Origin of the sequence: Streptomyces sp. NPDC046909 (assembly GCF_040644695.1) — a bacterium.
Taxonomy (GTDB): domain Bacteria; phylum Actinomycetota; class Actinomycetes; order Streptomycetales; family Streptomycetaceae; genus Streptomyces.
Genome location: NZ_JBEYXC010000008.1, coordinates 141,723 through 154,082, shown reverse-complemented (window position 1 = coordinate 154,082; position 12,360 = coordinate 141,723). Strand labels below are relative to the sequence as shown.

Here is a 12,360-nt window from a genome sequence, read left to right as displayed (position 1 = left end):
GGAGAAGTGCTGTGTCAGGCCTGGCCGACGAGCTCGAACCCGGCCTCGTCCACCGCCGCACGCACCGCCGCCTCGTCGAGCGCGGCCTCGGAGACCACGGTGACCTCACCGGTGGACGCGACGGCCTTCACCGAGGTGACGCCGGCGATCTCGGAGATCTCGCCGGACACGGAGCCCTCGCAGTGGCCGCAGCTCATCCCGCTCACCTTGTAGACGGTGGTCACGGAACCCTGGGTGTCGGTCTGGGCGCTCATGTCGTTCTCCTCATAGAGGTGTGTGACTCCTGTGTCTCACACTCTATACCCCTAGGGGGTATTTCTCCAAGAGGGGTCCCGGCGGGCGAGCGACCGCACCCACGCGACCCCGAACAGCGACACGAGCACCATGAGCCCGACCGAGAACAGCGTGAACAGATGCTGCTGCTGGTCGGTGGGCCGCGGCATGTACCCCTGGGCGAACAGCGACTTGTCCAGGCCGGTGCTCGACAGGTGCGCCACCAGCCACAGCGCGATCCCGTGCGTCGAGTCCCACAGCGCGTGCAGCAGCGAGACCCCGGCATACGTCCCGATCACGGGCCCGGCGAAGTGGAAGTGCCCGTTCGGTCGCCGGTACGACAGCAGCACGCCACCCGCGATCGCCGTCCACAGGCCGTGCCCGAAGGGGGCGAGCACCCCGCGCAGGATCTCCGTCTGCAACAGGGCCCGCAGATCGACGCCCTTGGTGGAGACGGCGGCGTTGAAGGCGTACCCGGCGCTCTCCAGCGCCGCGAAACCGAAGCCGACGGTCGCGCCGAGCACCAGCCCGGCCCGCATCCCGCGCAACCGGGGCTGCTTGCGCAGCACGAAGACGAGCGCGGCCAGCTTCACGGCCTCCTCGATGAGGCCGACGCCCACGAACATCCACAGGGACGGATGCAGCAGGTAGTACTCCATCACCGAGGCGCCCAGCACCCCCAGCGTGCCGCCGGTCAGGAAGCAGCCGAGGATCACGCTGACCCCGAGATCCCGCCCGTGCCGCTCGTACGCCCACAGCACGAAGGTCACCGGCACCAGGAAGCTGCCGAGCAGGATCAGCGTCGGCAGCAGGGTCGTGTTCTTCGTGGCGTACGTGACGAGCGCGGTCAGCACCCACAGCGCCAGCCCGCCCCACAGACAGCGCTTCCACAGGCCGGGCCGGATCTGGGGGTACGTCGGTGGCGGCTGCTGCGGACCGGGGATACGGGCCTGCGGGGCGCCGGGCGGCGGAGAGTAGGTCACGGCAAATCCCTCTAGTTGGACGGATTTGTCCGAACCCTATGGTAAGTACCCCCTATGTCGCAGGCCGGGACGCTCGTACTGATCATGTCCATCGCGGTGCTGGCGCCGCTGCTCGCCTACGGGATCAGCCGCTGGCTGCCCGTACCGCTCGTCATCTTCGAGATCCTGCTCGGCATCCTGGCCGGTCCTGACGTACTGGGCTGGGCGGGCGACGGACAGGTCATCGACACCCTGTCCGACCTCGGCCTGACGATGCTGATCTTCCTCGCCGGGTACGAGATCGAGTTCGACAAGGTCCGCGGGGACACCCTCAACCGCTCGCTGTGGGCATGGGGCATCTCGCTGGTGGTGGGGCTCAGCGCGGCCACCCTGCTGTCCGGCTGGGCCAAGGGCGTCTACATCGGCACGGCCCTCACCAGCACCGCCCTCGGCACGATCCTGCCCGTCCTGCGGGACGCCGGGGATCTGCACACCCGGTTCGGCTCGGTGATGATGGCGTTCGGCGCGGTGGGGGAGTTCGGCCCGATCATCGCCATGGCCCTGCTGCTCAGCGGCCGTTCGCCGGGCCGGTCCACGGCGGTCCTGGCGGCGTTCGCGCTCCTGACGGCCGCCGCCGTGTGGTGGGCGATGCGCCCGCGCCCGCCCTGGTTCTCCCGGGTGATCGCGAAGACCCTGCACAGCAGCGGCCAGTTCGCCGTACGCCTGGTCGTCCTCCTCCTGATGGTCATGCTCGGTGTCTCCCAGGCCCTCGGCCTCGACACCCTCCTCGGCGCCTTCGCCGCCGGCCTCCTCACCCGCCTCGTCCTGCACGGGGCGGCCCCGGACAGCGCGGGCCAGGTCCTGGAGAAGATCGAGGCGATGGGCTTCGGCTTCCTCGTACCGGTGTTCTTCGTGGTCACGGGCATCGAGTTCGACCTGCACGCCCTGCTCTCCGGTGGCCGCGCCCTGCTGCTCCTGCCGCTGTTCCTGCTGCTGTTCGTGCTGGTCCGAGGCGTCCCGGTGTACCTGCTGGCCCCGCAGGACCTCGTCCCCCGGGACAGACGCGCCCTGACGGTCTACGCCTCGACCGCCCTGCCGCTGGTGGTGGCCATCACCACGATCGGCGTCGACGACAAGGTCCTGAGAACGGACGAGGCGGCGGCGCTGGTGGGGGCGGCGATGCTGTCGGTCCTGGTGTTCCCGCTGATGGGGCTGAGGCTGCGGGGGGAGAGGCTGGGATCGGAGGAGGCGCTGAGGGGTTCGGAGGCGTGGTGAGGCTTTTAGGACAAGGGGAACCATGAGCGCCCCGTTAGGGGCGCGGGGCTGTTTCGATTTTGCGGCTCCGCCGCGGGGCGCGACCAGCCACGATGGACCCGCAGACCGAAACGACGAGGGGATGGCAGATGCGAGCGGTGATATTCGAGCAGTTCGGTGAACAGCCCGAGGTACGAGAGGTCCCCGCCCCCACACCCACCCCCCACGGAGTCGTCGTACGAGTCGAGGCCACCGGCCTCTGCCGAAGCGACTGGCACGGCTGGCAGGGCCACGACCCGGACATCACCCTCCCTCACGTCCCCGGCCACGAACTCGCCGGCGTCATCGAGACGGTCGGCACCGAGGTGCGGAACTGGCGCCCCGGCGCCCGAGTGGCCGTCCCCTTCGTGGGCGCGTGCGGCACCTGCCCGACCTGCGCCGCGGGCGACCACCAGATCTGCCCGCACCAGACCCAGCCCGGCTTCACCCACTGGGGCTCCTTCGCCGAGTACGTGGCCCTGGACCACGCCGACGTGAACCTGGTGGCGCTCCCCGACGACATCTCCTACGCCACCGCCGCGGGGCTCGGCTGCCGGTTCGCGACGTCGTTCCGGGCGGTCGTGCAGCAGGGCCGGGTCGCCGCGGGCGAGTGGGTCGCGGTGCACGGCTGCGGCGGGGTGGGCCTGTCCGCGGTGATGATCGCGGCGGCGTCCGGCGCGAGGGTGGTCGCGGTGGACGTCTCCCCGCAAGCCCTGGACCTGGCAAGGAAGTTCGGCGCGGCGGAGTGCGTGGACGCGTCGCGGACCGGGGACACGGCGGCGGCGGTCCGCGAACTGACGGGCGGCGGCGCCCACTTGTCCCTGGACGCCCTCGGCTCGCCCGTCACCTGCGCGGCCTCGGTCAACTCCCTGCGCGGCCGCGGCCGTCACGTCCAGGTCGGCCTGCTGCCCTCGGCGGACGGCACGACCCCCGTCCCGATGGCCCGCGCGATCGCCCTGGAACTCGAACTCCTCGGCAGCCACGGCATGGCCGCCCACACCTACCCGCCGATGCTGGAACTGGTCCGCGCGGGCGTACTCCGCCCCGACCTGCTGGTCACGTCCTCGATCGCCCTGGACGCGGCCCCCGCCGCACTGGCCGCGATGGGGACGGCACCGGGGGCGGGCGTGACGGTCATCGAGCCGTGGAGCTGAGGGGCGCCCCCGGCCGAGGTCATCCAGCCGTAGAACTCAGGGCAACCCAGTCCCGATCGAGGATCCCCATCACCACCTCGTCCACCCACACCCCGTCCCGCAGCTCGGTCTCCCGCCGCACCCCTTCCCGTACGAACCCGGCCTTCTCGTACACCCGCAGGGCCCGGTGGTTGTGGGCGTACGCCTCCAACTGGATGCGATGCAGCCCGAGTTGCCCGAAGCCGTAGCCGACGACGAGCCGCGTCGCCTCGGTGCCGATGCCCCGCCCACGCCCCCTGGGCCCGATCAGCGTGCGGAAGGTGCAGCTGCGGGCGCCCGGGTCCCACTCGTAGAGGACGACCTCGCCGAGGACCTCACCGGTGGCGGGGTCGGTGACGGCGAGGTCGAGGCGGTCGGGCTGGTCGCTGCGGGAGCCGTACCAGTCCCGCAGCCGCCGAGGGGTGAGTTCGCCGGGGGAGTCGCCGGTGAACCGTATGACCTCGGGGTCGCCGATGATCTCCCACATGGCCTCCGCGTCCGCCTCCGTGAACGGGCGCAGCACGGTCTTCTCGCCGGTGAGAACGGGTTTGACGGAGAAGTCGCTCATGGGGCGACTGTGTCAGACACCGCCCCCACCTGCCCCGGGATTTCCGGCGCCCCCGACACGCCCGCCCCCGGCACCAGATGCCCCGCCACGCTCCGCAGCTTCTCGCAGGTCTCCTCGTGCTCCCGCGCGGGCCGGGACTGCCGGACGATCCCCGCACCGGCCTGGAGCCAGCAGTGGCCGTCCTCCTGGAAGACGGTCCGCAGGACGAGCGCGGCGTCGAGGGCGCCGCTCGCGTCGCAGGTGAGCACGGCACCGGCGTACAGGCCTCGGGGGCGGCCCTCCAGGCGGCGGATGAGGGGGTAGGCCGGGGCCTTGGGGATGCCGGTGGCGGTGACGGCGGGGAAGAGGGCCGCGAACGCCTGCCAGGGCGTACGGTCCGCGCGCAGCCGGCCGACCACGGCGGAGGCCAGATGCTGCACGGTGCCGCGCTCCTCGACGGTCATGTACTCGGCGACGTACGTCTCGTCGCACACGGCGGCGAGCTCCTCCAGCGCCAGCTTCACGGAGACGGCGTGCTCATGGACCTCCTTGGGGTCGCCGAGGAGGTCGGCGCGGAGCCGGGCGTCCTCGGCCGGGGCGCCGGTGCGGGCCCGGGTGCCGGCCAGCGGACGGCTCACCACCCGCCGGTCGCCGGTGATCTCGGCGACGGTCTCCGGGCTGAACCCGGCCGCCTGGACGCCGCCGAGGTCCAGGAGGAAGGAGCGCGCGGGCGTGTTGGCCCGCCGCCCCGCCACATAGGTCGCGGTCAGATCCAGCGGGACCGGCACCTCGACCCGCCGCGACAGGATCACCTTCTCCAGCGGCCCCGGACCGTGCAGATGCGCCAGCACGGCCGCCACCGCCTCCCGGTAACCACCGGGGTCGTCCAACGCCGCCCCGACCCGCCCGTCCGGCACGGCCACCGGTTCGCCCGGCGCACCGACGAACCGGGCGAGCCGCTCCAGCAGTTCGGGATCCACGGCCCGTACGAGCACCCGCCCGCCCTCGGCCCGTACCTCACCGGCCGGTACGGCGAGACAGAGCAGCCGCCCGTCGCCCGGGTCGACGCCCGCCAGGGCCGCGCCCAGTTCGAACGCCGCCCAGCCGTAGGCGCGGTAGCCGGTCACCGGCAGCGAGGCGAGCCACTCCTCGACGGCCACCAGGTCCCTCGTACCGTCCAACGAGTCCCGGTCGAGCCGGAGTTCGGCCAGCGCGCCGCCGGCGAAGGACCACTCGGCGCCGTTCTCGTACACCGCGTACTGCCCGAACAGCCCGCTGCGGGCGAGCCGGGCCATGAGCATGAGCGGCTCCTCGGTGGCGGGCAGCTGGATTTCCCGGTACTTCACGAGTGCTCCCAACGACTGACGACTGAAGACTTGCGGCGTGCGGCGTGCCGCGTGTGGCTTCCGACGTGTGACTTATGACGTGCGACTTATGACGTGGCGACTTATGACGTGCGACGGCCCCTGGCGCTCACCAGGGGATAGGAGTTGACGACGAAGGACGGGTCGTCGAGGAGGGCGAGGAAGCGGTCGAGGTCGGTCGCGGGAAGGTCCAGGGTTCCGGCGACCTGCTCGACGTTGACCCGGTGCAGGCGGATGCCCTCGCCGCCGCCCTGCCAGGACTCCGCGTAGGTGGTGGCGCTGACGTCCGCCAGCCCCGCGCGCAGCATCGCGCCCACCACCTGCCGCCCCCAGCGGGGTTCGGCGCCGGCCTTCTCCAGCAGCGCCATGAGGGAGCCGTGCACCTGCTCGAAGAGGGCCGCCGCGCTGTCGTCGGGCGCGGCGAGCACGGGCGTCCAGGTGCAGTCGAACTCCTCCAGGACCAGCCAGCCGCCCGGCCGCAGCGCCTCCACGAGCCGCTCCAGGACCCGTAGCCGCTCGGGCAGATGGATCAGCACCAGCCGGGCGTGGATCAGGTCGAAGGCACCGGAGGGGAGGGGGTCGCGGGTGATGTCGTGGCGGAGGACCCGGGGATGCGCCGGTTCGAGGTCGGTGACGGTGACCTCCCCGTCCGGCCCGACCCGGGCTTCGAGCCACTCCCCGAGCGAACCCCCGCCCCCGCCGATCTCCAGACAGCGCCGGCCCGGCCCGATTCCGGTGCGTTCCAGTGCCTTTCTGGACGCGGGGTCGTAGCGGGATTCCAGTACGGAAAAGCGTCCGGCCGCCTGTGGGGCTTTGTTGTCGAAGAGATAGCGAGGCATAGGAGAAATGGTCACACCGGAAAGCGCCTCGAAATAGAGGGGAGCCGGGGGGAGTTGGATCAGGCCAACGCTAAGCGGATTGTCGTATGAATACATGCGCGCCGACCGTGCCCGGGGCATGCGCTCATCGACACATGTGCGCCCTTGAAGCGCTTCGCTCCCGTCCGTTGCACTGGACGGAGAACGGCAGGTCACACGCCCTCTCCAGTGGAGTATGTCCCGTGGGTGAAGAATATGTTTCCGACGATTTCACCGCCTGCGTACGGCGCGAGTTCCCCGCGCTGGCGCACAAGGCGTATCTGGACACCGCGTGTATCGGAGTAGCGCCTTTGCGGGCCGTTCGGGCCGTGACGGATCTCGCGCAGGGAATGCAGTACTGCCCCGCCGAATCGGGCACCGCGATGCACGGCCGGCTCAATGAATTACGGGCGCAGGCGCGGCCGTTGGCGGCACGGCTGATCGGGGCGGAGGCATCCGACATCGCCCTGACGGAGAGCGCGACCCACGGACTGAAGATCGCGCTGGAGTCGCTGCCGCTGCGGGCCGGGGACCAAGTACTCATCCCCGACCTGGAGTTCATCCAGATGGGCGTGATGTGGCAGCAGCTCAAGGACCGCGGCATCACGGTCCGGACCGTCCCGCACGACGAGGCCGGACGGATCGGCGTGGACGCCGTACGGGCCGAACTGACCAGGGACGTCAAGGTGGTGGCGCTCAGCTCGGTCCAGTGGACCAACGGCTACCGCGCCGACCTCGCGGCCCTGTCCGAACTGTGCCGACGCCGCGACATCTGGCTGGTGGTGGACGCGGCCCAGCACCTCGGCGCCCTGCCGCTGAACGTCCGCCGGACCCCCGTCGACATCCTCGTCTGCGGCGGCCACAAGTGGCTGTGCTCACCGTTCGGCACCGGCTTCCTCTATCTGGACCCGGCCGCCCGCCCCCGGCTGCGCCGCCCCCTCGCCGGCTTCTTCGCGGCCGAGCCGCCCGCCCGCACCTGGGGCGAGGCGTTCCTCCGCCCGGACCTGACCCCGTTGCAGGACTACGAGTTCAGCGAGGACGCCTACGCCTGGGAGACCGGCGGCACCGGCAACTACCCCGGAGCAGTGGGCCTTTCGGCCGCCCTCTCCCTCCTCCTCGAACTGCGCCCCCAACGCGTCGAGGCCCATCTGCGCACCCTCACCGACTACTTGACCGAGGGCCTCGACCGCCTCCGCCTCACCGTCGTCAGCCCACGCGACCCCCGACACCGCTCCGGCATCATCACCTTCACTACGGGACGCCCGTCCGCCGACGCCGCGTTGATGGGCTCGCTGCTCGCGGCGGGAGTCGCGGTCAGCGTCCGCTTCACCTCCGGCGTCGGCGGAGTACGGGTCAGCTGCCACCTGTACAACACCCTCCGCGACCTCGACGCCCTCCTGGAGGCGACCGAGGACTGGCAACGCCGCCCCCGCCGCAACGGACGCCCCACCGGCCACCCCCAGCCCCGCCGCTCCGCCGCCGCCCAGGTCGTCCGGCAGCGCGCCCTCATCGACGCCCTCGACGACGACCTCATGGGCCTCATCACCGCCCGCGACGGAGTCAGCCGAGGCATCCGCCGCTCCCGCTTCGAAGGCGCGATGTCCCGCACCGACCTGGCCCGCGAACGGGAGGTCGTCGAACGCTTCCACCACCGCCTGGGCCAGAACGGCACCCGCCTGGCCCTGGAACTCCTGCGCATGTGCAGGGGCGACACGTAGGTCGGTTGGGCGCGGTGATGGGCAGATCCGTTCCACTCGCCCGCGTCGGCCACCTGCGCTTTTCCTGTCCGGAGCGCGAACAGATCTGCCAATCACTCCCACCCCACCCACGGAGGTCCAGTGAGCGTCCCCTTCAACGCCGGCACCTATCTCGTCGACCGTCAGATAGCCCGCGGGTTCGCCGATCGGCCCGCTCTCATCGGCGCCCGTTCCACCCTCACGTACGCCGATCTCGCCACCCGGGTCGCCACCGCGACCGCAGGCTGGCGCGCGCTCGGGGTCCGGCCCGAGGAGCGCGTGCTGATCCATGCCGCCGACGGTCCCGAAACCGTCGTAGCCCTCCTCGCCCTTCTCCGCATGGGCGCCGTACCCGTCCCGGTGTCCACCATGAGCACCCCCGCCGAACTGACCGCCCTCGTCGCCGACTCCCGCTGCCGGCACCTGCTCGCCGGGCCGGAGTTCTGCGACCGGGTGCAGACGGCCGTACGGGACTCGGCGGCCGTTCCCGACCTGGTGGGGGTCGTCGTCCTGGACGACGCGCCCGTGCGGCCGCCGCCCGCCGTGCTGCGGATCCGCTGGGAACACCTGGTCGCCGCGGGCGAGTCGGCCGCGCCCGCCGATCGCGCGGCCGACCGCACCACGGAGGACTCGCCGGCCCTGTGGCTCTACACCTCCGGCACCACGGGCACCCCCAAGGCCGCGATGCACCGGCACGCGAGCATCAGGTGCGTCGCCGAGCGGTACGGGCAGGAGGTGCTGGGCCTGCGCCCCCAGGACCGCTGCTTCTCGGTCGCCAAGCTCTTCTTCGCGTACGGCATCGGCAACTCCTGCTTCTTCCCCCTTGCCGCCGGCGCCGCCGCCGTACTCGACCCAGCCCCGCCCACCCCGGAGAGCATCGCTCGCCGCCTCGCCGAGGACGCGCCGACGGTCTTCTTCGGCGTCCCCACGTCGTACGCGGCGCTGCTCAGAGAGCCCGGGATCCCGGCGGACGCCTTCCGCGGCGTACGCGTCGCCGTGTCGGCGGGGGAGCCGTTGCCGCCCGAGCTCCAGGACCGTTTCCGAGCCCGCTTCGGGACCGACCTGGTCAACGCGATGGGCTCCACGGAGGCGCTGCACATCTTCCTCTCCAACCGCCCCGGCGAGGTCCGCCCCGGCACGCTCGGCACGCCCGTGCCCGGCTACGAACTGCGCATCGACCAGGACGGCGTACTCAAGGTGCGCGCCCCCTCCGCCGCCACCGGTTACTGGAACCGCACCGCCGCCACCCGCACCGTCTTCCAGGGGGAGTGGATCGACACGGGCGACCTGTTCACGTGCGACGCCGACGGCTTCTACGTCTGCCGCGGCCGCGCCGGCGACATGATCAAGAGCGGCGGCATCTGGGTCGCCCCGGCCGAGGTCGAGAACCTCCTCCTGCGACACCCCTCCGTGGCCGCCGTGTGTGTCGTCGCGGCACCGGACCCGGACGGCCTGGACCGGCCCGTGGCCTGCGTGGTGCCGGTGTCCTCCGGGGACTTCGACCCGGCCGCCCTCACCGCCTTCTGCCGCGAGCACCTCCCCTCCCACAAACGCCCCCGCCGCTTCCTCCCCGTCCCCGCCCTCCCCACCACCGGAACCGGCAAGGTCGACCGACGCCGGGTGCGGGAGGAGGCATGCGGGCGGGTGACGGCACCACGGGTGCCGGAACAGGCCACGGCGCCGGCCACCGACCGGTCCGTGCCGCCCGTCACCGGCCAGGCCACGGCGCCGGCCACCGACCGGTCCGTGCCGCCCGTCACCGGCCAGGCCACGGCGCCTGTCGCTGACCGGTCCATGGCGCCTGTCGCCGACCGGGCCACGGCCCCCGTCGCCGACCAGGCCACGACCCCCGCCGCCGGCCAGGCCGCAGCGCCCGTCACCGACCGGACCGCGGCCCCCGCCGCCAGCCGTACGACGCTCTCTGGAGTCGACTGACATGACCGTCCTCACCTCGGTTCTCACACCCCCCGCCCCGGGCCCGGTGGACCTCCTCTTCCATACGGCGGACCGGCTGGCCTCCCATCCGGAGGCGGCGTCGACCGTCGGTGTCGTACTCCAACTCACTGGAGAGACACCGGATTTGAGGCGTCTGCGCGAACGGCTCGCGCGTCGCCTGCACCGCCTGCCCTGCCTCACGCATCTCCTCGTCACCGACGAGGGACCTCCCCGCTGGACCCCCTCACCCCCGGACCTCGACGACCACATCACCGAGCGCCACGTCACAGCCGCCGACCTCCACGACACACTCCGCGCCCTCCTCCGCGACCCGCTCCCCGCCGACGCCCCCGCCTGGCGCCTCACCGTCCTCTCCGGCCACGCCCCGCGCGCCTACTGCCTCGCCCTCATCACCACCCACGCCGTCCAGGACGCCGCGAACCTGGTGGCCGTCGCGGAGATCCTCCTGGGCCCCGACGACGACACCCTCGATGCCGACACCCCCAATGCCGACACCCCCAATGCCGAGACCCCCGACGGCGACACCCCCGCGACGACGACCACCGGCCCCGCACGGAAGACCGAGGCCCCGCCCTCCCCCCGCCGCCTCCTCGACACCACCGCCTACCTCTGGCGCAGCACCCGCCCGCACGCCCTGTGGAGCGACCCGGACCGACCGCTCTCCGGCCGCCGTCACGTCCTGTGGCAGGAGGTGCCCACCCGGCTCCTGAAGGAGACCGCGAGGGCCTACGGCGCCACCAGCAACGACGTCCATCTGGCCGCCCTCGCGCACGCGGTGAGCCGCTGGGCCGCCGAACACCGCCCCGACGCCGACCTCGACGTCCTGCCGCTGATGCTCCCGGTCAACCTGCGCACCCCCACCGAGACGGCCCTGCCCGGCAACCGCTTCTTCCTGGCCCGTCTGGACCTCCCCGGCGGCCCCATGACCGTCACCCGCCGCCTCAACGCAACCCTCCCCGCCACGGCACCCCTGAAGGACCCCGCGTACCGAGGGACCTTGAGGCACCTGCTGACCCAAGACCCGTCTCAATACGCCCAGTTGATCGCCCGCACGGCGGCACCGGAGAGCCTGACGGTGGTCGGCTCGATGTACCGCATCGCCAACCACCTGTCCTACGACGGCGATCCGGTGGACCGGGTGATCCCGATCATCTGCTGCCCCGACGGATTCCCGCTCACCGTGGGCCTGTTCCTCTACGGCGACACCTCCACCGCCTCCTTCCAGATCGACCACGCGCTGCCCGGCGCCGCATCCATCCCACGCCTCTGGCGCCGGGCCCTCGACGACATGGCCACCTGCGCACCGGGAGGAGCCCGGTGAGCCCGGTGACCCCGGCCGCCTTCGAGGACCGCACCGCCCTGGTCGTGTCGGCGAGCCGGGGTATCGGGTACGCCATCGCCGCCGAACTGGCCCGCCAGGGCGCCTCGGTGGCTCTGACGGCCCGTACCGAGGACCCGTTGCGGGAGGCGGCCGGACGCATCCGCGAGGAGACGGGCCGTCGCACTCTCGCGATCAGGGCCCACAGCCGGGAGGAGAAGGACCGGAGGGCGGCCGTCGAAGAGGTCATGGACACCTTCGGCCGCCTGGACGTGCTCGTCTACGCGACCGGCATCAACCCGGCGCTCGACCAGCCGGCGATCGACCTCGACCTGGACTGCGTACGCCGGATGTTCGAGACGAACGTCCTGGGCGCGCTCCACTTCACCCAACTCGCCTGGGAGGCCTGGATGAAGGAGAACGGCGGGTCGGTGCTCATGCTCAACACGGTCGCCGCGCACGCGGTGTTCCGTATGCCCGCGTACAGCGCGACGAAGGCCGCCCTGCACCGCCTGACGGAGGACCTGGCGGACCAACTGGCCCCGGGAGTACGGGTGAACGCCCTGGCCCCCGCCTTCGTCCGCACGTCCTTCATGGAACCGATCACCCGCGTACCGCAGGAGACGGCCGCCGCCAGCTACCCCTTGGGCCGCCTCGGCGAACCGGACGACATCGCCCAGGCCGCCGCCTTCCTCCTCTCCCCGCGCGCCTCCTGGATCACCGGCACCACCCTGCGCGTCGACGGCGGCAAGTCGGTGGCGACGGCGACCCAGGACCGCCCGCACCCGGCCCCGGGAAAACCGGTGCTGTGAGAGGGGGCCGAGGCAGCGAAAAGGGTGCCCGCGGAGAGAGAAGCCACGGGCACCCGAGCAAAGCCAGGAG

The 12,360-nt window shown here is 72.1% G+C and carries 11 protein-coding genes; 6 read left to right on the top strand and 5 right to left on the bottom strand.

The genetic code is table 11. The features are described from left to right. Nucleotides 1-14: 14 nt before the first annotated feature. Together ABZ928_RS26525 and ABZ928_RS26520 are read right to left on the bottom strand one after the other, a co-directional pair. Nucleotides 15-254: a cation transporter gene (locus ABZ928_RS26525; RefSeq protein ID WP_361523752.1), complete on the bottom strand. Its 240-nt coding sequence runs from the start codon at nucleotides 252-254 to the stop codon at nucleotides 15-17. Between the two features lie 51 nt (nucleotides 255-305). Beyond that, complete coding sequence (locus ABZ928_RS26520; protein WP_361523750.1) at nucleotides 306-1,256, bottom strand: PrsW family intramembrane metalloprotease; 951 nt, start codon at nucleotides 1,254-1,256, stop codon at nucleotides 306-308. Between the two features lie 54 nt (nucleotides 1,257-1,310). Between ABZ928_RS26520 and ABZ928_RS26515 the strand changes: the two genes are divergently transcribed. Together ABZ928_RS26515 and ABZ928_RS26510 are read left to right on the top strand one after the other, a co-directional pair. After that, complete coding sequence (locus tag ABZ928_RS26515; RefSeq protein WP_361523747.1) at nucleotides 1,311-2,510, top strand: cation:proton antiporter; 1,200 nt, start codon at nucleotides 1,311-1,313, stop codon at nucleotides 2,508-2,510. A 128-nt stretch (nucleotides 2,511-2,638) separates the two neighbouring features. Next, nucleotides 2,639-3,682 (top strand): zinc-dependent alcohol dehydrogenase family protein, encoded by a 1,044-nt coding sequence (locus ABZ928_RS26510; protein ID WP_361523744.1) that lies wholly within the window; start codon nucleotides 2,639-2,641, stop codon nucleotides 3,680-3,682. Nucleotides 3,683-3,701: 19 nt separating this feature from the next. Here the strand turns inward: ABZ928_RS26510 and ABZ928_RS26505 are convergent, their stop codons facing one another. The 3 genes from ABZ928_RS26505 to ABZ928_RS26495 all read right to left on the bottom strand — a co-directional run bounded on the left by ABZ928_RS26505 (nucleotide 3,702) and on the right by ABZ928_RS26495 (nucleotide 6,450). Then, nucleotides 3,702-4,268 (bottom strand): GNAT family protein, encoded by a 567-nt coding sequence (locus ABZ928_RS26505; protein ID WP_361523742.1) that lies wholly within the window; start codon nucleotides 4,266-4,268, stop codon nucleotides 3,702-3,704. After that, nucleotides 4,265-5,593, bottom strand: coding sequence for a salicylate synthase (locus tag ABZ928_RS26500; protein WP_361523739.1), 1,329 nt, complete (start codon nucleotides 5,591-5,593; stop codon nucleotides 4,265-4,267). The genes ABZ928_RS26505 and ABZ928_RS26500 overlap by 4 nt, the downstream gene beginning before the upstream one ends. A gap of 101 nt (nucleotides 5,594-5,694) precedes the next feature. After that, nucleotides 5,695-6,450 carry a methyltransferase domain-containing protein gene (locus ABZ928_RS26495; RefSeq protein ID WP_361523737.1) on the bottom strand — a complete coding sequence of 252 codons (756 nt, stop codon included), beginning with the start codon at nucleotides 6,448-6,450 and terminating at the stop codon, nucleotides 5,695-5,697. A 221-nt stretch (nucleotides 6,451-6,671) separates the two neighbouring features. Between ABZ928_RS26495 and ABZ928_RS26490 the strand changes: the two genes are divergently transcribed. From ABZ928_RS26490 to ABZ928_RS26475, 4 genes are all read left to right on the top strand, one after another. Next, a complete protein-coding gene (locus tag ABZ928_RS26490) occupies nucleotides 6,672-8,186 on the top strand; it encodes an aminotransferase class V-fold PLP-dependent enzyme (protein ID WP_361523734.1) in 1,515 nt (504 codons plus the stop codon). A 120-nt stretch (nucleotides 8,187-8,306) separates the two neighbouring features. Next, nucleotides 8,307-10,139, top strand: a complete 1,833-nt coding sequence (locus tag ABZ928_RS26485; RefSeq protein ID WP_361523731.1) for a benzoate-CoA ligase family protein — start codon at nucleotides 8,307-8,309, stop codon at nucleotides 10,137-10,139. A gap of 1 nt (nucleotide 10,140) precedes the next feature. After that, the gene (locus tag ABZ928_RS26480) at nucleotides 10,141-11,481 is read left to right on the top strand and encodes a wax ester/triacylglycerol synthase domain-containing protein (protein ID WP_361523728.1); all 1,341 of its coding nucleotides are present in this window, start codon (nucleotides 10,141-10,143) and stop codon (nucleotides 11,479-11,481) included. Continuing rightward, a complete protein-coding gene (locus ABZ928_RS26475; protein ID WP_361523725.1) occupies nucleotides 11,478-12,290 on the top strand; it encodes an SDR family oxidoreductase in 813 nt (270 codons plus the stop codon). The genes ABZ928_RS26480 and ABZ928_RS26475 overlap by 4 nt, the downstream gene beginning before the upstream one ends. Nucleotides 12,291-12,360 lie beyond the last annotated feature (70 nt).